The sequence below is a fragment of the Actinoplanes aureus genome, from assembly GCF_015704865.1.
In the GTDB taxonomy this organism is placed as follows: domain Bacteria; phylum Actinomycetota; class Actinomycetes; order Mycobacteriales; family Micromonosporaceae; genus Actinoplanes; species Actinoplanes aureus.
Genome location: NZ_JADQTO010000006.1, coordinates 195,518 through 219,767 on the forward strand (window position 1 = coordinate 195,518; position 24,250 = coordinate 219,767).

Below are 24,250 nucleotides of genomic sequence, written 5' to 3' on the forward strand. Positions count from 1 at the left end.
GAGGTCTCGGATCGTGGCCAGCGCGCCGGGCGGCCATGTCGCCCGGGCGCACCGCGCTGATCTTCGAGGACCGGCCGGTCACGTACGCCTCGCTCTACCAGCGGATTCTCCGGCTGGCCTCGGCTCTGCGCGGTGCCGGGGTGCGGCGTGGCGACCGGGTGGCCTATCTGGGGCAGAACCATCCGGCCTTTGTGGAGACGATGTTCGCCACCTATGCCCTGGGTGCCGTTTTCGTCCCGTTGAACTTCCGGCTCACCCCGCCGGAGATCGACTACCAGTTGGGCCACAGTGGGGCGGTGGCGCTGATCCACGCTCTTCCGGTGCAGACCGACATTTCGCCTAAGGTCGATTTATCGAGCTACGACGCGTTTCTGGCGTCGGGCGAACCGGTCGAGGTCGACGAGCCGGTGGACCACGACGACGTTGCCTGCATCCTCTACACCTCGGGGACGACCGGCAATCCCAAGGGCGCCATGCTCACCCACGGCAACCTGATCTGGAACTGCTACAACCTGCTGGTCTGCGTGGACGTGGCGAGCGACGAGGTCACCCTGGTCAGTGCGCCGCTCTTCCACGTCGCGGCGCTGAACCAGTGCCTGCTGCCGACGTTCCTGAAGGGCGGCACCTCGGTGATCATGCCGGGCTGGAACGTGGACGGCTGCTTCGACCTGATCGCCCGGCACCGGGTGACCTGGATGTTCGGCGTCTCCACCATGTTCGCCGGCCTCTCCCAGTCACCGCGCTGGCCGGACGCCGACCTGTCCTCGGTCCGCAACCTGATGACCGGGGGCGCGTCCGTGCCGGAGGCGCTGATCCGCACCTACCAGGAGCGGGGTCTGGCCTTCTGCCAGGGCTACGGGATGACCGAGACGGCGCCCGGCGCGACCTTCCTGGAGGCCCGGGAGAGCCGCGAGCACGTCGGCTCGGCGGGGCTGCCGGTCTTCTTCACCGACGTCCGTGCCGACGCCGAGCCCGGGGAGCCCGGCGAGGTGCTGGTCCGGGGCCCCAACGTGACACCCGGCTACTGGAACGATCCGGCGGCGACCGCGGCCGCCTTCGTGGACGGCGACTGGTTCCGCTCCGGCGACCTGGCCGTGGTCGACGAGCACGGCCACTTCCGGATCGTCGACCGGACCAAGGACATGTACATCTCCGGCGGGGAGAACGTGTACCCGGCCGAGGTGGAAGCGGCGATCTTCGAGCACCCGGCGGTGGCCGAGGCCGCGGTGGTCGGCGTGCCGGACGAGAAGTGGGGCGAGGTGGGCCGGGCGTTCGTCGTACCGGTGCCGGGACAGCGCCTGGAGCCGGGTGAGGTGCCGGCGTTCCTGGCGGGGCGGCTCGCCAAGTACAAGATCCCGGTCTACGTGGACGTGGTGGACGACCTTCCGCGTACCGGCTCCAACAAGGTCCGCAAGGGGCCGCTGCGCGATCTCCCGCTCCCTAGGACCAGGTAGCGGCCACCAGGTCGGGCAGTGATCGGGCGGCCGGCCCGTGCAGGTTGACCGCGGCGATCCGGTCCAGCGGGGTGGGCCGCGGGTTCACCTGGATCACCGCGGCTCCGGACCGGGCCGCCAGCCGGGGGATCTCGGCGGCCGGGTAGACCAGCCCCGAGGTGCCGATGGTCAGCAGCACGTCACACCCGGCGGCGGCGCGGCAGGCGGTCTCCAGCGCCGCCTCCGGCAGCGCCTCGCCGAACCAGACCACGCCCGGGCGCACGAGGCCACCGCAGCTCACGCACGCCGGCGGCGGGAGGCGGCGGCCGCCGTCCGGTTCGCCGGTCGGCTCGGGCAGCGCGGCCGGCTTCTCGCAGACGACGCAGCGCGGCGCGAACAGGCTGCCGTGCAGGTGGACGGTCCCCGCCGACCCGGCGCGTTCGTGCAGGTCGTCGACGTTCTGGGTGATGACGGTGGTGTGCGGGGCGTGCGTCTCGATCGCGGCCACCGCATCGTGCCCGGCGTTCGGGCGGGCGATGCCGACCCGGTGGCGGCGCCACTCGTACCAGCCCCACACCAGATCGGGATCCTCGTGGAAGGCCTGCGGCGTGGCCAGCGACTGCGCGTCGAACCGTTCCCACAACCCGGTGAGCGCGTCCCGGAAGGTCGGCACGCCGCTCTCCGCGGAGATGCCGGCGCCGGTGAAGACCGCCACCCGCTGCGCCTGGGCCAGCAGCTTCGCGGCCTCCCGCAGGTGTTCCATGCGATCCCCTTCCGCATTTGATCCATACCTCGGCACGCAGAGTGTGGCAGTGCCGCACCCGGCGCCGCATCACTGTTCCGCCCATGGCTCGTTGACCGGTCGAGCGAGGCGGTGCGCGGAGGTGTGGTCATATGTCCGGAGTGGACCAGGTCCACGTCTGGGTCCGGCGGCTGCGCCATGCCGGTTCGCGTGTCCTCTCCACCGTCGGCAACCTGGCCACCCCGGTCGACCGCCCCGCGCGCTCCGAGGACGGCGTCAACACGCTCGTCGCTACGGTCACCCTGGCCGCGGGCCTGATCTTCCTGCTGGTCATGCTGGTCACCTGGCTGACCCGCTGAGGTACGTACGGCCCTTGTTCGAGAAGGCATTTTGTGGTATGATGTCCGGATTGCGGGCTAGCGTTGCGAACCATGACGCACCCCCTCAGCATCACCGCACTCCAGGCTGCCGCCGCCCGCGCCGCGCACCCGCTCGTCGACGGCGCACCCACCATCTTCACCGACCCGCTCGCCGAGACGCTGCTCGGTGATCGGGCCCGCGAGCTGATCGGTTACCACCACGCCTACGGCGCCCACCCGATTCTGGCCGGCGCCCGCGCCCAGACCCTGTGCCGCAGCCGCTACGTCGAGTCCCGGGTGGCTCGGGCCGATCTCGGTCAGTACGTGATCCTCGGGGCCGGCCTGGACAGCTACGCCTACCGCTCGGATGCGCCGCCGCGGGTCTTCGAAGTGGACGATCACGGCATGCAGGAGTGGAAACTCCGGCGCATCGGCGAGGCCGGCGTCCCGGTGCCGCCGGCGGTCCGGCACGTGCCGCTGGACCTGGAGACCGGCTCTCTGGTGGACGGACTGCGCCAGGGCGGCTTCGACCCGGCGTCGCCGGCGCTCGTCAGCTGGCTCGGCGTCACCATGTACCTCACTCCGGACGCCGTGGGGCGGACACTGGAGGCGATCGGTCGCTGGGCGCCTGGCACCGAGGTCGTCCTGGACTACCTGGTCCCGGAGCGGATGCGCGACGAGGCGGGCCGGGCCTACGCGTCCGCGGTCGCCGCGGTCGCCGGCGAGCAGGGCGAGCCGTGGCGAACCTTCCTCACCCCGGAGCAGGCGGCCGGCCTGCTGGCCCGGCACGGGCTGGAGGTCGTCGAGGACCTCCCGCTGGGGCGGACGATCGAGGCCGAACTCTGGGAACGTGACGACGCACTGCGCCCGGCCGAGCTACTGCGGGTGGTCCGGGCCCGGGTGTCCGGACGTGCCGGCGAGGAGCAGCTCGGCGCAGCGGGACGGATCGTCGGCGAACGGGAGGTGGCCGCAGCCGGGTAGGCGGACGTGCCGGGCGGTTGGCAGCACGACCCGGGCGCGGCGGGCCTGGCTGCGGTGCGGGAGGACGGCGTCGCGCGTACCCCAGGCGATGGTGACCGGGATGCGGGTCAGGTCGCCGGTTCTGGCATAGGTCCATGGGCGCAGGTGGGCGAAGGCGCGGCGCGCCTCGGCGAAGCCGGGCGCGCCGGCCAGGGCGCGGGCCGCGGCCAGGCAGTCGGCGGCGTGCAGCCGGCCCGGGTGCGCGTAGAAGACCGAGCAGAACGCGGCCCGGCCGGCCCGGGACGCCATGATCTGGGGTAGTGCGGGGCCGAGGCGGACCGCGCCGGTGCGGGCGGCGCCGACGACGGCCTGGCACCAGCGGCGGCCGGACCTGTTCCAGAAGCCGACCGGGGCGAACGCGGTGACGGTCCGGGCCAGGCCGCGCCGTCCGAGTTCCAGGGCGATGCCGCCGCCGAGGGAGCTGCCGGCCACCTCGGGGGTGCGCACGCCGAGCCGGTCCAGGAAGGCGGTGACCAGGTCGGCGAGGTGGGTGACCGAACCGGGTGGCCCCCCGCCGGGCGGAAGGTCCGGCCAGGGCGGGGAGTCGCCGAATCCGGGCAGGTCGAGGGCGATCACGTCGCGGTGCCGGCTGACTTCGCCAAGGATCGGCGACCACACCCGCCAGTGACTGCCGATGCCGTGGATCAGCACGAGCGGCGGGCCGTATCCGCGCCGGACGTAGGACAGCTCCGTCATCGCTCCACTCTCCCGCCGGGCGCGATCAAGCAGGGGCGCGGGCAACAGGATTGGCACTGCGAGCCAAGACCGGAAGCCCGTTGTTGACATGTTGCCAATAGCGGTGTGATGGTACGGCGATGTCGTACGACTACGACGTTCTCGTCATCGGCTCCGGCTTCGGCGGGAGCGTGACCGCGCTGCGTCTGACCGAGAAGGGTTACCGGGTCGGTGTGCTCGAAGCGGGCCGCCGGTTCACCGACGAGCAGTTCGCCAAGACCTCCTGGCGGCTGCGTGACTACGTGTACGCACCGGCCCTCGGCTGCTACGGCATCCTGCGGCTGACCCTGCTCAAGGACGTGCTGGTGCTCTCCGGCGCCGGCGTGGGCGGCGGCTCGCTCGGATACGCCAACACGCTGTACGAGCCGCCGGACCCGTTCTACGCCGACCCGCAGTGGGCCGCGATCACCGACTGGAAGTCCGAGCTCGCCCCCTACTACGCCCAGGCGAACCGGATGCTCGGCGTGACGGTCAACCCCGTGGAGACGGCCGCCGACCACGCCCTCAAGGCCGTCGCGGAGGATCTCGGGGTCTCCGAGTCGTATCGGCGTACCCCGGTGGGGGTGTTGTTCGGCGACCGGGCCGGCGCCGAGGTGCCGGACCCGTTCTTCGGCGGGGCCGGCCCGGCCCGGCGCACCTGCACGTTCTGCGGCTCGTGCATGACCGGCTGCCGCACCAACGCGAAGAACACCACGGTGAAGAACTACCTGTATCTGGCCGAGAAGGCGGGCGCGGTGGTGCATCCACTCACCACGGTCCGCACGGTCACCCCGCTGCCCGGCGGCGGCTACGCGATCGACACCCGGCGCACCGGCGGCCGGAAGAAGCGACGGTTCACCGCCCAGCAGGTGGTGTTCGCGGCCGGCGCGCTCGGCACACAGCGGCTGCTGCACCGGATGCGCGACGGCGGCACCCTGCCCCGGATCTCCGCCCGGCTCGGCGAGCTGAGCCGCACCAACTCCGAGTCCATCCTGGGCGCGCGCACCCGGCGCCGGGACCGCGACTACAGCCACGGCGTCGCGGTCACCTCGTCGATCTACCCGGATCCGGTGACCCACGTCGAGCCGGTCCGCTACGGTCCCGGCAGCAACCTGCTGGGTCTGCTCGGCACGGTCCTGGTCGGCGACACCGGCGGCCGGTCCCGCTGGGCGTACGCCGCACGCACCCTGGCCCGAGCCGGCCGCGACCTGCGGCTGTACCTGTCGCCGCGGGACTGGTCGCGGCAGACCGTGGTGCTGCTGGCCATGCAGCCGCTCGACAACTCGATCACCGTCTACCGCAAGCGCGGCCGGCTGACCAGCAAGCCCGGCATCGGCGAGCCCAACCCGCTGTGGAACCCGGCCGCCCACGACGTGGCCCGGCGCACCGCGGAGAAGGTCGACGGTGTGCCGCTGGGTTCCTGGACAGAGGTCGCCGGACGGCCGGTGACCGGGCACTTCATCGGCGGTTGCGCCATCGGTTCCGATCCGGACAGCGGCGTGGTGGATCCGTATCAGCGACTCTTCGGATATCCGGGGCTGCACGTCGCCGACGGCTCGGTGGTCGCGGCGAACCTGGGCGTCAACCCGTCGCTGACCATCACCGCCCTCGCCGAGCGGGCGATGTCGTTCTGGCCGAACGCCGGCGACCCCGACCCCCGTCCGGCGATGGGGCTGGCCTATCGGCGGGTGACCCCGGTGGCGCCGAGGAACCCGGTGGTGCCGGCCGGCGCACCGGCGGCGCTGCGGCTGAACACGGAGGTGCGGCCATGACCCGGGTGGCGATCATCGGGGCCGGGTTCGGCGGGGTGGCGGTCGCGGCCGAGCTGCTCCGGCAGGGCTTCCGCGACATCGTGCTGCTGGAGAAGGCGGATCGGATCGGCGGGGTGTGGCGGGACAACACCTATCCGGGGTGCGCCTGCGACGTGCCGGCGCCGCTCTACTCCTTCTCCTTCGCGTTGAACCCGGACTGGTCCCGCCGCTACCCGCCGCACCAGGAGATCCTGACCTATCTGGAGCGCTGTGCTCGCGAGCTGGGCGTGACCGACCTGGTCCGGTTCGGCGTCGAGGTGGCCGATGCCGGCTGGACGGGTGATCACTGGCAGATCACCACGACGGCCGGTGAGCTGATCAGCGCCGACGTGCTGATCCCCGCGATGGGTCAGCTCTCCCGGCCCAGCATCCCGGTGCTGCCCGGCGCCGAGACGTTCCGGGGCCGGCAGCTGCACACCGCGCACTGGGATCCGCACCTCGCGATCGACGGCCGGCGGGTCGCGGTGATCGGCACCGGCGCCAGCGCCATCCAGCTCGTCCCGGAGATCGTCGGCACGGCCGCCCGGGTCACCGTCTTCCAGCGCACCGCGCCCTGGACACTGCCCAAACCGGACCGCCGCTACGGGCCGGTGCGCCGGGCGGCGTACCGGCGGATCCCCGGGCTGATGCGGCTCTCCCGCGCCGCCACCTGGGGGCTGACGCTCGTCCAGGGTGCCGCGGTGGCCGGCAACCGGGTCGTCAACCCGCTGGTCCGGGGCTACTCCCGGGCCCAGCGCCGCTGGCAGGTGCGCGATCCGGAACTGCGCTCCAAGGTCACCCCGGACGATCCGCTGGGCTGCAAGCGGGTGCTGTTCACCAACGCCTGGCTGCCCGCTCTGGCCCGGCCCGACGTCGACCTGGTCATCGAGAAGATCATCGCGGTCACCCCGGACGGCATCCGGACGGCGGACGGGGTGGAGCACCCGTGTGATGTGCTGATCTACGGCACCGGGTTCGCGGCGACCGAGTTCCTGGCGCCGATCCGGGTCACCGGGCGGGACGGGGTGCGCCTGACCGACGAGTGGCGGGACGGCGCGCACGCGTACCTCGGCATGACCGTGCCCGGCTTCCCCAACCTGTTCCTGATCTACGGACCGAACACCAACACCGGCAACACGTCGGTGATCTACTTCCATGAATCCCAGGCGCGATACATCGCGCAGGCGGTGCGGCGGATCGCCGCCGGCGAAAGCCCCTTGGAGGTACGCGAGGAGCGCGCGACCGCCTACGACCAGGAGATCCAGGGGCGGCTCGCCGGCAGTGTCTGGACCGCCTGCCGGAGCTGGTACCGGACCGCCTCCGGCCGGGTCGTCACGAACTGGCCGGGCAAGGCCGCCGAGTACCGCCGCCGCACCGCCCGCCTGGACCCGGCCGACTTCCGGCCCGTCGTCATCCCGCAGCCCAGCCCAGCGCTCCATGATTCGGCTGACGCTCACCATCGTCTCCAGCGCGGATAGGACGGTGAGCGTCAGCCGGAAGCACGGCCGGACGATCAGCTGAGCTTGAACACCGTGGCCTTGTCGCCGGCGGTGATCTGCCCGGCGGCGTGCCGCAGGTAGGTCCCCGGTGAAGCGGCGACCCGGATGGTCACCCCATCCCGGGCGGCGGTCCGGACCACCGGGGTGCCGGTGGCGCCCAGCGACACGGTGCTGCCGCTGACCGTGACGAACTTCGCCGGCTGGTCCACCGACTGGATCGTCTCGGTGCCGCCGGCCGCCGCGACGAACCGGAACTGGGTCAGCTCCAGCTCCCGCGGCGCCCGCTCGGCGACCACCGCGTCACCCACGTGCTTGACGAACGAGCGCGGCGAGTCGCTGGGGGAGAGCCGGACGATCGGCCCGCCCTCACCGACCGGGATGCCGAACAGCGGCGTGCCGTCCTCGTGCCAGTACAGCTTCTGCACCCGGGTGTGCCGGTTCGGGTCGTACAGCGGGTCGCCGGTGATCGCCTCGTAGTCGCGGGCGTGGTAGACCAGCACGTCAGTCTTCCCGTCCTCGGCCACGGTGAACGAGTTGTGCCCCGGCCCGAACCGTTCCGTCGCGCGGTTCGTCACGAAGATCGGGTCCGGGGTTTTCGTCCAGCTCGCCCGCTCCAGCAGGTTGTCGGACGCGTCGGCGGTGAGCAGGCCCATGCAGTACCGGGCGTCGGTGGCGCTCGCCGAGAAGGCGATGAACACCTTGCCGTTGCGGATCAGCACGGCCGGGCCCTCGTTCACCCGGAAGCCCTGGATCTCCCAGCTCTTCGTGGGCGTGGCGATCCGGGTGGGCTTGCTCTTCAGCGTCCAGGGGTTCGCCATCTCGGCGATGTAGAGGCTGGTGTTGACCGCGATCTCCGGCTCGCTCTGCGCCCACACCAGGTACTGCTTGCCGCGATGGGCGAAGGTGGTGGCGTCGAGCGTGAAGCCCTCCCACTCGGTGACCAGCTTGCCCTTCAGCGTCCAGCCGGACGCGTCGCGCGGGTCGTCGAGCGCCGACTCCATCACATACGTCCGGATCCGGAACACGTCGTCGGAGTCGCCCGCGGCGAAGTAGATGTACCACTTGCCGCCGATGCGGTGCAGCTCCGGCGCCCAGATGTGCCCGGCCATGGTGCCGGTGGCCGGGCGCCGCCAGATCACCGTCTCCTCGGCGCCGGCCAGGCCGGCGATGGTCGGTGCGCCGCGCACGACCAAGCGGTCGTACTCCGGCACCGAGCCGGTGAAGTAGTACATGCCGCCGACCGGCCGGGTGATGAACGGGTCGGCGCGCTGGCTGATCAGCGGGTCAACGGTGGGCACACCGTAGATTTCAGCATCGCTGCGCAGCTGAGGCGCGCCTTCCGCTCCGCTGGCGGCGAGCGCGCTGAGCGCGCCGGCCGCGCTTACCCCGAGAGAACCCCGCAGCAGGGTACGACGATTCATGAGCTCCACCTATCGGGTCTTGATGCGCAGGAAGGTGACCGAGTTCGCCGGGAACTCGCGGGTGAAGGTCGAGCCGATGCCGCTGACCGTGCTGGTGACCGGCTGGATCGGCTCGGCCGAGCGGGTGTTCTGCTCGCCCGGGTCGCCGGTGATCACGGTCATCCGCGCGGTCCGGGCCACCTTGCGCCCGGCCAGGTCGATCTTGGTCACCGCGGCGGTGTCCTGCGCGTTGACCACCTTGACGATCAGCTCACCGGCCTTGGTGTCCTCGGTGATGACCTGCGCGAACGGCTCGCTGACCTTGTTGTCGTCGAAGCTGGCCCACTCACTCCCGTCCAGGATCAGGGTGACCTTCGTACCTCGTACCTGAATTTTGAGGTCGTAGGTCTGGCCCGTGGTCACCGTGTTCGGCTTGGTGAGGATCTGCTCCTTGGCGCTGGTGATGCCCTTCTCCACGGCGCCCTGGGTGTTGTTCCAGCCGCCCAGGTTCCACCAGTAGAACTGGCCGGTCTCCTGGATGCCGAAGGCGACCAGGAAGCCCTCCGCGCCGGCCGTCTTGGTGGCCTTCAGCGTGTAGTCGTAGTCGGTCTCACCGATGGTGGCCGCCTTGACCATGGTGTCCTCGGACGCCGTGTCGGTCTGGGCGTACGCGTTGTTCGTGACCGTCCACGTGCCGCGCGGCTGCACCGGGGTCCAGCCGTCCGCGTTACCGTCGTTGAAGTCGTCGCTGAACAGCACGGTGCCGTCCGGGCGGGTGACCTTCACGTCGTCGTAGACCGCTGCGGTACGCCAGGTGGAGAGCCCGATCGCGCCGGTGATCGGCTTCGGCTGAAGCACGTTCCCGGTGGCCGTCGACGGCACCACCCGGTCACCGACGTTGTTCATGAACAGCTTCTGCACCAGGTAGCTGGTGGAGCCCCACGACTCGTCGTTGTCGAACCAGATCATGTCCGGCCGCCACTGCACGTTGTCGATGTTGGCCAGCAGCGGGGCGTACGACGCCATCTTCACGACGTCGGCGTTGCGCTCCAGACCGGTCATGTACGCCGCCTCGGCGAGCGAGTTGAACAGCTTGTTGTCCAGCGACGCGTACTCGCCCAGGAACACCTTCGGCCCATTGCGGTCGTAGCTGTCGTAGCGCGCGTTGTTCTGCAGGAACCAGCTCGGGCTGTTGTAGTAGTGCTCGTCGACCATGTCGGAGCCGTGCGCCCGGTTCTTCGCCCACAGGTTGTCGAAGGTGGCGCCCTGGTCGTCCGGCCCGGAGTTGCTGATCACGGTGATGCTCGGGTACTTGGCCTTGATCGCCGCCTCGAACTTGAGGAACGCCGCCCAGTACTCCTCCGGCAGGTTCTCCTCGTTGCCGACCCCGAGGTGGGTCAGGCCGAACGGCTTCGGGTGGCCCATCTCGGCGCGCAGCTTGCCCCAGGTCGAGGTGACCGGCCCGTTGGCGAACTCGATCAGGTCCAGGGTGTCCTGGATGTGCTTCTGCAGCAGCGCCTCGTCGTCGGTGGCCCGGTTCTGGCCGCAGCCGACCACCATGGCCGGCACCACCGGCAGCGGCATGGCGCCGATGTCCTCGGAGAATTGGAAGTACTCGTAGTAGCCGAGGCCGTACGACTGGTTGTAGCCCCAGAAGTTCGCGTTGGTGGCCCGCGTCTCGACCGGCCCGACAGTGTCCTTCCACTGGTAGGACCGGGCGCGCGGGTAGTTATTCGCCGCGTCGTACGGGTAGTGGCTGCCGGTGTTGACCAGGCAGCCGCCGGGGAAGCGGACGAAGCCCGGCTTCAGCGCGGCGACCTTCTCGGCCAGGTCCCGGCGCAGGCCGTTGTCGCGGCCCTTGTAGGTGTCCTGCGGGAACAGCGAGATCTCGTCGAGCCGCACCGTGCCGGTCCCGGCCGTCTGCACGCTCAGCCGGGCCGCGTCGCTGGTGGCCGTGGCCCGCAGCGTGCCGGTGTACTTCGTCCAGGTGTCGCTCTTGACCGTGACCGTGATCGGCGCCGCGAGCGCCGTGCCGTCCGTGGTGTGCAGCGAGACCTTGAGCGGGACGCCGGCGTCGGCACGGGCCCACACCGAGAAGTCGTAGCGCTCGCCCTTCTCGACGGCCAGGCCCGTGTTATAGCCGGAGTTGGTGATCCCGGCCGGGCCGGTGAGCCGGAGATAGGTGCGGTTGCGCTCGTTGAGCCGCTGATCGTCGTTCACGGTGGTGGCCGTGCCGTTCACGGTCCAGCCGGTCAGCCCGGTGTACGAGCGGTTGTCGGCCGGCAGGAACTCGAACGAGCGGTTGCGGACCAGCTCGGCGTAGAGACCGCCGTCGGCCGCGTAGTTGATGTCCTCGAAGAAGACGCCGTACATCGACTTGGGGATGGCGGCGCCGGTCGCGCCCGGCTTCACCGTGACGGTGTAGTCCGGCTCGACCGCCGCGGCGGAGACGGGCGGGGCGACCGCGAGCGGGAGCGAGACCAGGACAGCGGCCACGCCCGCGAGGCGGGTGGGGATTCTGGGCATGCGGGATCCTCCGGTGCGGATCTCGGGTGGTGTGTCGGGGACGTTTCGGGTGCAGAGACTCTGCAATGTGTACGCAAACATCCACGGCCCTGTCAAGAGGCCTGCGTCGATGTATTTGCTGCTAAAGAGGCTTGATGATCGCGGATTCCGTTTGTTGTTAACGTTCACCAGCGACAACGCGGACCGGGTCGGCGTGATAATTTTGCAGCGCTGCACTGCACGGACGTTCATGTCTCGTTCACCTCGCCGGCACCTCGCCTGGGTGGAAGCCACATCTGCGCTGCTTAGCGTCCGGGCAACCCGTCACCACCGGTGACGTGAGACCGAGGAGATTTGATGCCCGACAAGATTCGTCGTCTGTTACCGCTGCTGGGCCACAGTGGCGGCAGCCGGGACGCGATGACCTGTCTGTACCGCTGCGGCAACGCGTGTGACCACCCGGTACCGAACGTGTCCGCGAACCCGTACCTCGGGGACGTGGTGAACGTCGAGATGAGCCGTCGCGGTGTGGTCCGCGCCGGCGCGGTGGGTGCGATGGTTCTCGGCTTCGGTGGCGCGGCGGCAGCGGCGGCGGGGCCCGCTGCGGCCGCGGCACCGGTCGAGACCGCCGCCACCCTGGGCGGCCGGCCGCACGGCAAGGCCGGCAAGCTGACCTTCGAGACCGTCGCGCCGAACACCCTGGACGCCGTCACCATCCCGGCCGGTTACCAGACCGAGGTGGTGCTGCGCTGGGGTGACCCGGTCGAGGCCGGCGCGCCCGCGTTCGACCTGCACAACCAGACCGCCGCCGGCCAGTCGAAGCAGTTCGGCTACAACAACGACTTCGTCGGTGTGCTGCCGATCCCGGGCAGCAAGGACCGCGCGCTGCTCGTGGTCAACCACGAGTACACCAACGAGGACCTGATGTTCCCGGGCTTCACCGGCCTGGACAACCTCTCGGTCGAGCAGCTCAAGGTCGCGATGGCCGCGCACGGTCTCTCCGTGGTGGAGATCGAGCGGGTCGGGCGTACCGGCCGGTGGAAGCCGGTCAAGAGCCGTCGCCCGCACTTCAACCGGCGGATCACCGCGCTGGAGACGAAGTTCGAGCTGACCGGGCCCGCGGCCGGCACGCCGCTGCTCCGGACCGCTGCGGACCCGTCCGGCCGGGTCGTCATCGGCACGCTGAACAACTGCGCCGGCGGCGTCACCCCGTGGGGCACCGTGCTCTCCGGCGAGGAGAACTTCAACCAGTACTTCGTCGGCGGCGACCAGGCTCCGGCCGACGCCAAGCCGAAGCTGGCCCGGTACGGCTTCTCCACCACCGCCCGCTACCCCAGCGGCAACCGTAAGTGGGACCGCGCGCAGGAGCGCTTCGACCTGGCCAAGCACCCGAACGAGGCGAACCGGTTCGGCTGGATCGTCGAGGTCGACCCGTTCGACCCGGACGCGCCGCCGCGCAAGCACACCGCGATGGGCCGGTTCAAGCACGAGGGCGCGAACGTCATCGTGGCCCGCAGCGGGCACGTCGTCGCGTACATGGGTGACGACGAGCGGTTCGACTACCTGTACAAGTTCGTCTCCGACAAGAAGTACATCGACAGCAAGGCTCCGTGGGCGCGCAAGCACAACCTCTCGCTCCTGGAGTCCGGCACCCTGTACGTCGCCCAGGTGGCCGGCGACAGCCCGGCCACCGAGATCGACGGCAGCGGCAAGCTCCCGTCCGACGGCAAGTTCGACGGCAAGGGCAAGTGGATCAAGCTGGTCTCCGGCAACAAGTCCGAAGTCCCCGGCATGACCGCGGCGGACGTGCTGACCTTCACCCGGCTCGCCGGTGACGCGGTCCTCGCCACCAAGATGGACCGGCCCGAGGACGTGCAGCCGAGCCTGCGCACCGGCAAGATCTACGCGGCGATGACCAACAACACCAACCGCGGTGTCGGGACCAACGCGCCGGCCGACGAGGCCAACCCGCGCAACGCCAACAAGCACGGCCACATCTTCGAGATCGTCGAGGACCGCGGCGACCACACCGGTACCAGCTTCACCTGGTCGCTGCCGATCGTCTGCGGCGACCCGAAGGCCGCCGACACCTACTTCGGTGGGTACGACAAGAACGCCGTCTCGCCGATCTCCTGCCCGGACAACGTCGCCTTCGACAGCGCCGGCAACCTCTGGATCTCGACCGACGGCAACGCGCTGGGCAGCAACGACGGCCTGTTCGCCACCGCGATCGAGGGCCGGGAGCGGGGCCACCTCAAGCAGTTCCTCACCGTGCCGAAGGGCGCCGAGACCTGCGGCCCGTTCATCACCGGCGACGACCGCTCGGTCTTCGTCGCGGTCCAGCACCCCGGCGAGATCACCGGCGCGTCGGTGGAGAAGCCGGCGTCGGTCTGGCCGGACGGCGACTACGCCAAGCCGGCCGTGATCGTCACCTGGCGTACCGACGGCGGTCCGATCGGTAGCTGACCGGACTCCTGCTGAACGGCCGCGGCGTAGCACGCCGCGGCCGTTCTATTTGCGGGCTTTGGGACCGAATCGCGGCATCTTGTCACCTGTGCGCATGGTGAAGTTCGCCGAGGGGCTGATCCGGAACAGGCGGGTAATCGTGTTCTCAACTGTTGACGTGCGTCGGCAGGGGGTGACAGGTGACCGAAGTGCAGACCAGGACGCGACCGGCCGCCCGCCGGACGGGGACGCCGCGTCCGGCGCCACCGCCCGGGCATCGGCTCGTCCACGCCCTGCCCGCACTGGTCCCCGGGGCGATGATGCTCGGGTTCGGGCTGATCCAGGCCGGCCGTCCCAGCCTGAGCTGGGACGAGGTGACCTCCGCCGAGGTCTCGCAGCGGACCGTCCCGCAGATCTGGGAGCTGGCCCAGAACGTCGACGCGGTCTTCGCCCCCTACTACGTCTTCCTGCATTTCTGGAGCGCCCTGGTGGGCACGTCCGAGGTGCAGCTGCGGCTGCCGTCGATCATCGCGATGGCGGCCGGTGTCGCCGTCGCGGCCGAACTGGGCCGGCGCCTGTTCACCCCGATGATCGGCCTGATCACCGGGATCATCCTGGCCGTGCTCCCCAACACCTCCCGGTACGCGGCGGAGGCACGCCCGTACGCGTTCGCCTGCTTCTTCTCGATCCTGGCCCTGCTGCTCCTGGTCGGGGCGGTGCGGCGCGGCGGTCCGTACCGATGGGCCGGCTACGGCCTCAGCGTGCTGCTCCTCGGCCTGTTCCACCTGGTCGCCCTGACCACGCTGGTGGCGCACGCGGTGCTGGTGGGTCTCTTCGTCTGGCGCACCCGGCGCCGGCGAACCGCCGTGGTGTGGGCCGGTACGGTGCTGGCCGCGCTGCTTCCGCTGCTGCCCTTCGCCGTTCTCGGCATGCGCCAGGAGGACACCCAGCTGCACTGGGTGCAGCCGATCACCTTCGGCGGCATCCGCGGCATGCCCGGGCAGATCGTCGGCTCGCCCGAGGCGGCGTGGCTGCTGATCGGTCTCGTGGTCCTGGCGTCCTGGCGGCCGCTGCGCCGGCTGGCCCCGATGGCCGCGCTGGTGGCCGGGCCGCTGAGCGTGCTCGCGCTGGTGTCGGCGCTGATCTCGCCGATGTGGGTGGCCCGGTACCTGCTGGTGGTCCTCGCCCCGCTCGCCATGCTGGCCGCGGTGGCCCTGGCCGGCGGGCGCGACGGATGGAGCAGGTTCGGCGCGGTCCGGATCGTCGCCGTGCTCCTGCTGCTCGGCGCCGTGGTGATACCCGCACAGCGGGCCGTCCGGTCGCCCACCGCGAAGAACGGTCCCGACTACCGGGCCGCCGCGCAGATCGTCGGCGAGCGGCGGCTGCCCGGCGACGTGGTCGTCTACCCGCCGCGGAGCCGGGCCATCCGGGCCGGCATGGACTACTACCTCGACCGGCTGCCGGACCGGCCCGCCGACCCCCTGGTCCGGGTGCCGTCCGCCGAGACCGGCCGGCTGATCGCCGAGGAGTACGCGGACGACACCGTGCACCTGTCCGGTGCCCCGCGGATCTGGCTCGTGCTCGGGGCCGAACGCGACGACCCGATCACCGCGCGGCCCACCCTGCGCCGGTTCCTCGGGGCCGAGTACCGGCGGGTCGGCATCTGGCAGCCGGAGCGGGCGACGGTAGCGCTCTACGAACGGACTCGGGCAAGCTGACCTCCATGAAGGTCCTGCTGCCCGACACCGTTGAACTCGACCCGGAACTGCCGGCCGGCACCATCGCGGTCGTCTACGACGTCCGGCGACCCGTGCCCGACGAGCACACCGACGCCGAAGTGCTCGTGGTGTGGGGCAATCCGCCGGACACGCTGAGCGACGCGGCGACCCGGCTGAAGAGCCTGCGGTGGGTGCAGACCCTCGCCGCCGGTCCGGACGCCGTGCTGGCCGCCGGCTTCGCCCCCGACGTGCTGATCACCGCCGGTCTCGGCCTGCACGACCAGACCGTCGCCGAGCACACCCTCGCCCTGGTGCTGGCCGCGGCGCGACGGCTCAACCTGCTGGTCCGGGCGCAGATCGGGCGCCGCTGGGCGGAGGAGCTGGGCGGCCTCCAGCCGGTCCGGCAGGCGAACTCGTTCCGTACGCTGCGCGACGCCAACGTGGTGATCTGGGGCTTCGGCGGCATCGCGGCGACACTCGCACCGCTGCTCACCGCCCTCGGCGCGCGGGTGACCGGGGTGGCGCGCAGTGCCGGCACCCGGCACGGCTTCCCGGTGGTCACCGAGGACGCCTTCGCCTCCCTGCTGCCGGCCACCGATGTGCTGATCTCGATCCTGCCGGCCACCCCGGCGACCGAAAAGGCCCTGAACGCCGGCGTCCTCGGCCAGCTCCCGTCGCACGCCTGGGTGGTCAATGTCGGACGCGGCAGCACCCTCGACGAGGCGGCCCTGTGCACCGCGGTCCGTTCCGGCCGCCTGGCCGGCGCCGCGCTCGACGTCTTCGACACCGAGCCGCTGCCCGCCGGCTCGCCCCTCTGGGACGAGCCGAACATCATCATCAGCCCGCACGCGGCCGGCGGCCGCCCGGTCGGCGCGTCCACCCTGATCAGCGAGAACGTGGCGGCCTTCCGGGCCGGTCGCCCATTGCGCAACGTCGTCTCCTAGCGGCCTCAGGTGGAGCGCGCGCGGACGTGCAGGCGTTCACCCTGCGGGCCGAAGATGTTGAGCACCTCGGCCGGCTCCGGGCCGGGGTTGAGGATGAGATGCGGCAGGCGGGTGTCGAATTCGGCGGCCTCGCCCGGGGTGAGCACGATGTCGTGCTCACCGAGCAGCAGCCGCACCTTGCCGGAGAGGACGTAGAGCCACTCGTAGCCCTCGTGGGTCTTCTGTTCCTGGTCGCAGGCGGCCGGCGGGTCGGGTGGCAGGATCTGCTTGAAGGCCTGGAGACCGCCGGGCCGGCGGGTGAGCGGGATCCACGTGCGGCCGCCGCGCTCGATCGGGCGGGCCCGCACCCGCGGGTCGCCGGTCTCCGGTGCGTCCACCAGTTCGTCGAGCGTGACCTGGTACGCCTCGGCCAGCGGCAGCAGCAGCTCCAGCGTCGGTCTGCGCGTCCCGGACTCCAGCCGGGACAGGGTGCTCACCGAGATGCCGGTGCTCTCGGCCAGCTGGGTGAGCGTCATCTCCCGCCGTTGCCGCAGCTCCCGCAACCGGGGTCCGACGGCGGCGAGCGCACTGTCCAGGTCTTTTGCCATAACAGCAACGATAGTTGCTGTCTGGCGAGAGCGTGCGGCACGGTGGGCGGGAACGAAAGGGGAGACCAGTGGAGCAGACGTACGACGTGGTGGTGATCGGCGGCGGCGCGGCCGGACTGAGCGGGGCCCTCGCGCTGGGCCGCTCGCGGCGGTCGGTGCTCGTGGTCGACAGCGGCGAGCCGCGCAACGCTCCGGCGGCGCACATGCACAACGTTCTCGGGCACGACGGGAAATCGCCGGCCGAGCTGTACGCGGCCGGGCGGGCCGAGGTGGCCGGCTACGGCGCCGAGCTGACCGACGGCCGGGCCGAGTCCGCCGTCCGTGACGGTGACGTGTTCCGGGTGACGCTGGACGGCGGCCGGGAGGTACGCGGACGCCGGCTGCTGGTGACCACCGGGCTGGTGGACGAGCTGCCGGACGTGCCGGGACTGGCCGAGCGGTGGGGCCGGGACGTGGCGCACTGCCCGTACTGCCACGGCTGGGAACTGCGGGACCAGCGGATCGGCGTGCTGGAGTCCGGCCCGCTGAGCCTGCACCAGGCGCAGATGTGGCGGCAGATCAGCCCGCACGTGCTGTTCCTGCTGAACGGCCGGCCGGAACCCGGCCCGGAGCAGGCCGAGGAGCTGGCCGCCCGGGGCATCCCGGTGGTGGCCGAGCCGATCGCGTCGGTGGAGGTCGCCGGGGATCGCCTGACCGGGGTGCGGCTGGCGTCCGGTGACGTGGTGGCGCTGGACGCGATCGCGGTGGGCCCGCGGTTCGTGGCCCGCTCGGCGGTGCTGGAGTCCCTCGGGCTCAAGCCGGCCGACTTCGAGATGAACGGGGTCTCGCTGGGCAGCCACATCCCGGCGGACGGGATGGGAGCCACCTCGGTGCCCGGCGTCTGGGTGGCCGGCAACGTCACCAACCTCGGCGCGACCGTGGCCGCGGCGGCCGCCGCCGGGCAGATCGCCGGCGCGGCGATCAACATGGATCTGATCGCCGAGGACACCCGGGTCGCGGTGGCCGACTACCGGCACCGGATCTCGACCATCTTCGAGGAGGAGGCCTGGGAGGAGCGGTACCGCGGCAAGCCGGCGGTGTGGAGCGGCCGGCCGAACCCGCAGCTGGTGGCGGAGGCGGAGGGCCTGACCGCCGGGCGCGCCCTGGACGTCGGCTGCGGCGAGGGCGCGGACGCGGTCTGGCTGGCACGTCGGGGCTGGCAGGTGACCGCAGTGGACATCTCGACGGTCGCGCTGGACCGGGCGGCCAGGCACGCCGCCGACGCCGGGGTGGCCGGGCAGGTCACCTTCCAGCACGCCGATCTGCGCCGGGAGGCACCGGAGCAGCGCGCGTACGATCTGGTCTCCGCGCAGTTCATGCACCTGCCGCCGGCGGCGCGGCGCGAGCTGTACGCCCACCTGGCCGGCGCCGTGGCGCCCGGCGGCACGCTGCTGATCGTCGGCCACCACCCGTCGGATCTGGCCTCCGGTGCCGGCCGGATGCACTTCCCGGAGATGCTGTTCACGGCCGAGGAGATCGCGGAATCGCTGGACTCCGGCGACTGGGAGGTGCTCGTGACGGACGCCCGGCCACGCCCGTCCACCGATCCGGACGGCCGGCCGATCACCATCCGCGACGCCGTCCTGGTCGCCCGCCGCCGCGTCTGACGCGACCCGCCCTCGGCGGGCCGCGAACGGGACGAGGGCCGCGCCGTGAGCGCCGGGACAGCGGGGCTGTGCGGGTGATATGGGCGAATCGCCCGCATGGCCCCGGTCACCTTGCTGGAATGGGCACATGCGGCCGGATGATGCTGATGGACACACCGGCCCGGGTGACGACGCCCGGGCGGCGCTCGCGGCCTGGCGCGACGGGATCGCCGGCGCCGGCGCCGCCAACCGCCTCCTCGATCTGCCCCGAGGCGGTGCCGACCTGGTCGAGATCGTCGCCCCCGACCCGTCCGGCGTCGTCGAGGCGTTGCGGCAGGGACGGGACTGCGCGCTGACCGGGCCGGGAGGCAAGGCGAAACAGCGGGACAGCCTGCGTACCGAGCTGGCCGACGAGGTGCTGCATCCGCTGCTGCGCCGGCTGCGCCGGCACACCGACCAGGAGCAGGCCGACCGTGGGGTCGACGTGCTGCACCTGGCGGTCGGCCTGCTGCACTGGGAGGACCCGGACGGCACCGGGTACGCGAGCCCGCTGCTGCTCCTGCCGGTCGACCTGGTCGCGCTCGGCCCGGACGACGTGCCACGGCTGCGGGCCGGCGCCGGTGATCCGTCGGTCAACCCGGCGCTGGCCGCCCGGCTGCGGCGCTCCGGCGTCGAGCTGCCGCGGGTGGACGCGCTGGCCGGGCTCGACCCGGCCGCCCTGCGCGCCCGGGTGGACGCCGCGATCGCCGGGCGCCCCGGCTGGCGTACCGCCGACGTCGTCGTGCTGGCCCGGCTCGACCCGGCGACCGAGGCGATCCGTGACGATCTGCTGGTCAACGAGGAACTGATCGCCGAACACCCGGTGGTCCGCGCGCTGGCCGCCGCCGACGGTACGGCCGGCGCGTTCACCTTCGAGTCGCTCACCCCGGCCGAGATCGACGTGCTGGCGCCGCCGGACGACATGCCGCTGGTGCTGGAGGCCGACGCGGGACAGCGGGCCTGCGTCGCCGCCGCCCTGGAGGGACACAGCTTCGTGGTCGACGGGCCGCCCGGCACCGGCAAGTCGCAGACCGCCGCCAACATGATCGCCGCGCTGGCGCACGCCGGGAAGCGGGTGCTGTTCGTCTCCGAGAAGGCCGTCGCCCTGGACTCCGTTCAGCAGCGGCTCGCCGCCGTCGGCCTCGGCAACTACCTGCTCGACCTGCACGGCGCGAAGGCCGCCCGGAAGCCGGTGGCGGGTGCCCTCGCCGCGGCCCTGGAGGCGGTGCCGCTGCCGGCGTCCCGGATGGACGAGACCGATCGCGACCTGCTCCGGGATCGGCGGGCGCGGCTCAACGCGTACGCCGAAGCGGTTCTCGAGGTCCGCGACCCGCTCGGCCGCAGCCTGCACGACGTGATCGGCGAACTGGCTCGGCTCGCCGACGTGCCGGAGGCACCGGCGCCCGGGTTGCAGGCCGGCGCGCTGACCGAGGCCGCGCTGGAGCGGATCCACGAGGCCACCGGCCGTCTCGCCCAGGCCTGGCGGCCGGCCACCGAGCGCAGCGGCTACCGCTGGCGTGAGGTGGCCGAGCGGGAGTCGCTCGACGACGCCCTGTTCCTGGCCCAGCTCACCCTCGAGGACCTGGCCGAGGCGGCCGCGCCGAACGCCGCCCTGGCCGCCGCGTTCCACGTGCGCCTGCCGGCCGACGCGGCCGCGCTCTCGGAACTCGCCGCGCACGCCACCCGCCGTCCGGCGGAGGTCGCCGACAGCTGGCTCACCGGGCCCACGCTGCGGCCGGTCCGGCAGGCCGCCGACGACCTGGCCGAGCAGGTGGAGGCGGTACGCCAGGCCGTCGACCACGTGCAGACCCGGATCGGCGTCGCGTTCGAGGCCCTCGCCGGGCCACTGGAGTCGGAGGACGTCCCCGAACCGCCACGGCTCGACCCGCCCGCGGTCCGCCTGGAGCCGCTGACCGCCGCCGAGGCCAAGGCCCTCGCCGGCCGGTTCGCCGCCGACGCCGACGAACTGGAGCACCAGCAGCGCAACCTGGACCGGGTGACCACCCGGCTCGGCCTGCCCGACGTGGTCACCTTCTCCGACGTCGAGCTCGTGCACCTGGTCGCCGAACTCGGCGGCCGCACGGACAAGCCGGAGCCGGCCTGGTTCGCGCCCGGCGCGCAGAGCGCCGTGCACAACGCGGCCGCGTCGCTGCGCCGGCACGTGGAGGCGGTCACCGCCGCCCGGGCCGAAGCGCGGGATCTCTACACCGACGCGGTGCTCCACGAGCCGGTGGACGACCTGGCCGAGCGGTTCGCCACCGTGCACCGGGGGGCCCGGAAACTGCTCGCACCGCACCGCCGGGACAAGGAGACGGTGGCCGGGCTGGCGGCGCCGGGGATCGGCGTGGAGGAGGCCGTCGCCAACCTGCACCTCGCGGTGGCGTGGCGGCGGGCGTACGAGGGGCTGCTGGCGGCCGAGAAGCAGCACGCCGGACACCTCGGGCACTACTGGAAGCGGCTGGACACCGACTTCCCGGCGATCGGCCGGGCCCTGCAGACGGTCGACGAGGCGCTGCGGGTCACCCCGCCGGAGGCGCTGCCCGCGGTCGTCGAGTACGTCAGCACCCGGCACGCCGACGACCGGCTGCGCCAGACGGTCACCGAGGCGCGTGACGTGTTCCGGCACTGGCGGTCCACGCTGCGCCCGGAACCCGAGCCGGCCGCCCGCCCGGAACTCGGTCAGGGCAGCGTGCAGGCCGCCGTCACCTGGATGCGTGCCCAGCTCGCGCCGCTGCGCGCGGTGGCGGCACTGCTCCAGCAACTGGACGACGCGCTGGGCCGGGAACTGAACGCCACCGAGGCCGGGACGGTACTCGCCGCCCGGCGCGCCGCGATCGAGGCCGAGGAGGCGTTCGCCGCGGCCGGCCCGATCTACGAGTCCATCCTGGGGCCGGTGTACCGGGGGCGGAACACCGACCAGCGGGCCCTGGCCGAGGCGATCGAGTGGGCGGCGCGGGCCCGGGCCCTGCGTACCGGCACGGACGCCGCGCTCACCAGCGAGCAGGCGCAGGCCCTGGCCGCCGGTCGCCCGGCCGCCGACCTGAGGCCGCTCATCGAGGCGTGGGAGGATGCCCGGGGGCGGATCATCGACGCGTTCGGCCCGGCCCGGCAGGTCCGCCTGGCCACCGCGCTGGATCGCTACGAGACCGCCCGGGACCTGCTGCGTGACCTGCGCGACGACGCGGGCGGGCAGCAGGAGTGGTTCGACTACCTGGCCGCCCGCGAGGTGCTCACCGGGTACGGCCTGGACACCGCCGTCGACTACTGCGCCGACCACGGCATGCCGGCCCGGCGGGTGGGCGACGTGGTCGCGCGGACCGCGTACCGGGCCTGGGTGGACGAGGTGATCGCGGCTGACGAGCGGCTCCAGCCGCTGGCCGCGGCCGAGCGTGCCGAGCTGGTCGACGAGTTCCGCCGCCTGGACGCCGACCTGCTCCAGGACGCGGCGGCGGCCGTGATCGGCGCGGTCGACGCCCACCGCCCGGCCGTCACCGCCGACGGCGGCCCCGCCCTGATCCGGGCCGAGGGGCTCAAGGCGTCCGGCCATCTGCCGGTCCGCGAGCTGTTCGCCGGGGCCTGGGAGACGGTGGCCGCGCTCAAGCCGTGCTTCGTGATGCCGCCCGCCGCGGTCAGCCGGCTGCTGCCCGCCGAGGCGCGGTTCGACGTCGTGATCATCGACGAGGCGTCCCGGATGACCCCGGCCGCCGCGGCCGCGTGTGCCTATCGGGGCACGTCGCTGGTCGTGATCGGCGACGACGCGCAGCTACCGCCGGCCGGCGACCAGCCGTCCGTGCTGGTGGTGGCGAACGACTGCGGCGCCTTCTCCCGCCTCTGCCTGACCTGGCACTACCGCAGCCGGCACGAGAGCCTGATCCGGTTCGCCAACGATGCCTTCTACCAGGGCCGGTTGATCACCTTCCCGGGCGCGCACCCGGTGGGCGAGGACATCGGCGTGCGGCTCTACCCGGCCGGGGACGCGGCCGCCGAGGCGGAACTCGTCGCCACCCGGGTGATCCACCACCTCACCACCCGGCCCACGCTCTCGCTCGGCGTGGTCACCCTCACCGCGGCTCAGGCGGACACGGTCGCCGACGCCGTCGAGGTGGCCCTGGCCGGCCGTCCCGACCTGGAGGGCTCGCTCGGCGGCTTCTCGGTCCGGTGCGCCGAGGCCGCGCAGGGCGACGAACGCGACGTGGTGATCCTCTCCACCGGCGCCGGCCTGGCCGCAGCCGGCGGGCCGGCCGGAGCGCGCCGGCTCGACGTGGCGATCACCCGGGCCCGCCAGCGGATCGAGGTGGTCACCGGCATCCCGGCCGGCGGGCGCGAGGAGCCCGCAGGGGAGGGCGAGAGCCGGCTCGTCGCGTACCTCGACTTCGCCGAACGCGCGGGCGACGGCGACGCCGGCGGCGAACCTCGCGGCCCGGCCACCTCCTTCGAGGACTCCGTCCTCGACACCGTGCGTGGCTGGGGCTATCAGGCGGACGCCCAGGTGGGCTCCGGTCGATGCCGCATCGAGATCGCGGTACGCCGGGACGTCGGCCCCTACGCACTCGGCATCCGCTGCGACGGCCCCGGATACCAGCTCTCGCCGGTGGCCAGGGACCGGGACCGGGTGCACGACCAGGTGCTGCACGGCCTGGGCTGGCATCTGCACCGGATGTGGAGCGTCGCCTGGTATCACGACCGGACCGGCGAGGAGGCCCGCCTGCGCGTCGCGATCGAGAACGCCCTGGCCACGCCGGACGTGTTCGCCGCACCCGACGAGGAGCAGCTCTCCGTGCGTCCGGCGCAGGTCCCGGAGTGGGCGCTGCCGTACGAGCGGGCCCAGGTGGAGCCGCTGCCCGACTCCGCCCGCGTCAACGACGGCGTGGCCCGGGAGCTGCTGATCCGCACGGTCGGGCGGATCGCCGAGGTGGAGGGCCCGGTGCACATGGCGACCGTGATCCACCGGATCCGCGACGCCTGGCGGATCAACCGGGTCACCCAGCCGATCCGCACCGCGATCGAGGAGGCGGTCCGGCAGTCCGGCGCCGGTTTCGACGGGACCTTCGTGACCGCGGCCGACGCGCCGATCCCGGCGGTACGCGTACCCGGCGACGGGGTGACCCGCAAACCGGACCACATCGCCGACTCCGAGCTGCAGCTGGCCCTGGAGTACCTGGTGCTGGACGCCGGCCTGGTGGAGGGCGAGGACCTGCTGGCCGCCGCCGGCCGGTTGTTCGGGTGGAGCGGTAACAAGGCCGGTACGGCGCGGCTCGCCGAGATGCTGGACGACCTGGTGTCGGCGGGCCGCCTCATCGCGCACCGCAACGGGCTGATCGCCGCACCAGCCGACGACGACCTGCTGGATCTGCCGGACCCGGCGACGCTGCCGCACCGGGCCGACGCCGGGGCCCGCCGGCCGGCCGCGGAGCAGGTGAGCCGCTGAGG

At 72.4% G+C, this 24,250-nt stretch carries 15 protein-coding genes; 10 read left to right on the plus strand and 5 right to left on the minus strand.

Annotated elements, in window-relative coordinates; translation table 11 throughout:
* Positions 1-35: 35 nt before the first annotated feature.
* Entirely contained in the window at positions 36-1,454 is a 1,419-nt protein-coding gene (locus tag I4J89_RS14975) for an acyl-CoA synthetase (protein WP_230858965.1), read from the plus strand.
* Here the strand turns inward: I4J89_RS14975 and I4J89_RS14980 are convergent.
* Positions 1,441-2,196 (minus strand): SIR2 family NAD-dependent protein deacylase, encoded by a 756-nt coding sequence (locus I4J89_RS14980; RefSeq protein WP_196414554.1) that lies wholly within the window; start codon positions 2,194-2,196, stop codon positions 1,441-1,443. The two genes, I4J89_RS14975 and I4J89_RS14980, sit on opposite strands and share 14 nt — an antisense overlap.
* A 131-nt stretch (positions 2,197-2,327) precedes the next feature.
* Between I4J89_RS14980 and I4J89_RS14985 the strand changes: the two genes are divergently transcribed.
* Positions 2,328-2,534, plus strand: a complete 207-nt coding sequence (locus I4J89_RS14985) for a hypothetical protein (protein ID WP_196414555.1) — start codon at positions 2,328-2,330, stop codon at positions 2,532-2,534.
* Positions 2,535-2,606: 72 nt separating this feature from the next.
* Positions 2,607-3,515, plus strand: coding sequence for a class I SAM-dependent methyltransferase (locus I4J89_RS14990; RefSeq protein WP_196414556.1), 909 nt, complete (start codon positions 2,607-2,609; stop codon positions 3,513-3,515).
* Here I4J89_RS14990 and I4J89_RS14995 read toward each other — a convergent pair.
* Positions 3,411-4,250 carry an alpha/beta fold hydrolase gene (locus I4J89_RS14995; RefSeq protein WP_196414557.1) on the minus strand — a complete coding sequence of 280 codons (840 nt, stop codon included), beginning with the start codon at positions 4,248-4,250 and terminating at the stop codon, positions 3,411-3,413. The two genes, I4J89_RS14990 and I4J89_RS14995, sit on opposite strands and share 105 nt — an antisense overlap.
* A gap of 119 nt (positions 4,251-4,369) precedes the next feature.
* Between I4J89_RS14995 and I4J89_RS15000 the strand changes: the two genes are divergently transcribed.
* Positions 4,370-6,040, plus strand: a complete 1,671-nt coding sequence (locus I4J89_RS15000) for a GMC oxidoreductase (RefSeq protein WP_196414558.1) — start codon at positions 4,370-4,372, stop codon at positions 6,038-6,040.
* Entirely contained in the window at positions 6,037-7,536 is a 1,500-nt protein-coding gene (locus I4J89_RS15005) for a flavin-containing monooxygenase (RefSeq protein WP_196414559.1), read from the plus strand. Before I4J89_RS15000 ends, I4J89_RS15005 begins: the two co-directional genes overlap by 4 nt.
* Before the next feature lie 35 nt (positions 7,537-7,571).
* On the opposite strand, the gene I4J89_RS15010 is transcribed toward I4J89_RS15005, so the two are convergent.
* Both I4J89_RS15010 and I4J89_RS15015 read right to left on the minus strand, forming a co-directional pair.
* Positions 7,572-8,978: a glycoside hydrolase family 43 protein gene (locus I4J89_RS15010; protein ID WP_196414560.1), complete on the minus strand. Its 1,407-nt coding sequence runs from the start codon at positions 8,976-8,978 to the stop codon at positions 7,572-7,574.
* Positions 8,979-8,987: 9 nt separating this feature from the next.
* Positions 8,988-11,483 carry an alpha-L-arabinofuranosidase family protein gene (locus I4J89_RS15015; RefSeq protein WP_196414561.1) on the minus strand — a complete coding sequence of 832 codons (2,496 nt, stop codon included), beginning with the start codon at positions 11,481-11,483 and terminating at the stop codon, positions 8,988-8,990.
* A gap of 336 nt (positions 11,484-11,819) precedes the next feature.
* On the opposite strand from I4J89_RS15015, the gene I4J89_RS15020 reads away from it, so the two are divergent.
* The 3 genes from I4J89_RS15020 to I4J89_RS15030 all read left to right on the plus strand — a co-directional run bounded on the left by I4J89_RS15020 (position 11,820) and on the right by I4J89_RS15030 (position 16,569).
* A complete protein-coding gene (locus I4J89_RS15020; protein ID WP_196414562.1) occupies positions 11,820-13,928 on the plus strand; it encodes a PhoX family protein in 2,109 nt (702 codons plus the stop codon).
* A gap of 179 nt (positions 13,929-14,107) precedes the next feature.
* Positions 14,108-15,625: a glycosyltransferase family 39 protein gene (locus I4J89_RS15025; RefSeq protein WP_196414563.1), complete on the plus strand. Its 1,518-nt coding sequence runs from the start codon at positions 14,108-14,110 to the stop codon at positions 15,623-15,625.
* A gap of 5 nt (positions 15,626-15,630) precedes the next feature.
* Positions 15,631-16,569 (plus strand): phosphoglycerate dehydrogenase, encoded by a 939-nt coding sequence (locus I4J89_RS15030; RefSeq protein WP_196414564.1) that lies wholly within the window; start codon positions 15,631-15,633, stop codon positions 16,567-16,569.
* A gap of 5 nt (positions 16,570-16,574) precedes the next feature.
* On the opposite strand, the gene I4J89_RS15035 is transcribed toward I4J89_RS15030, so the two are convergent.
* On the minus strand, positions 16,575-17,156 hold the full coding sequence (locus I4J89_RS15035) for a helix-turn-helix domain-containing protein (protein WP_196414565.1): 582 nt from the start codon (positions 17,154-17,156) through the stop codon (positions 16,575-16,577).
* Positions 17,157-17,224: 68 nt separating this feature from the next.
* Here I4J89_RS15035 and I4J89_RS15040 point away from each other — a divergent pair, with 68 nt between their 5' ends.
* Together I4J89_RS15040 and I4J89_RS15045 are read left to right on the plus strand one after the other, a co-directional pair.
* On the plus strand, positions 17,225-18,802 hold the full coding sequence (locus I4J89_RS15040) for a bifunctional NAD(P)/FAD-dependent oxidoreductase/class I SAM-dependent methyltransferase (RefSeq protein WP_196414566.1): 1,578 nt from the start codon (positions 17,225-17,227) through the stop codon (positions 18,800-18,802).
* A gap of 127 nt (positions 18,803-18,929) precedes the next feature.
* The gene (locus I4J89_RS15045) at positions 18,930-24,248 is read left to right on the plus strand and encodes a DUF3320 domain-containing protein (RefSeq protein ID WP_196414567.1); all 5,319 of its coding nucleotides are present in this window, start codon (positions 18,930-18,932) and stop codon (positions 24,246-24,248) included.
* Positions 24,249-24,250 lie beyond the last annotated feature (2 nt).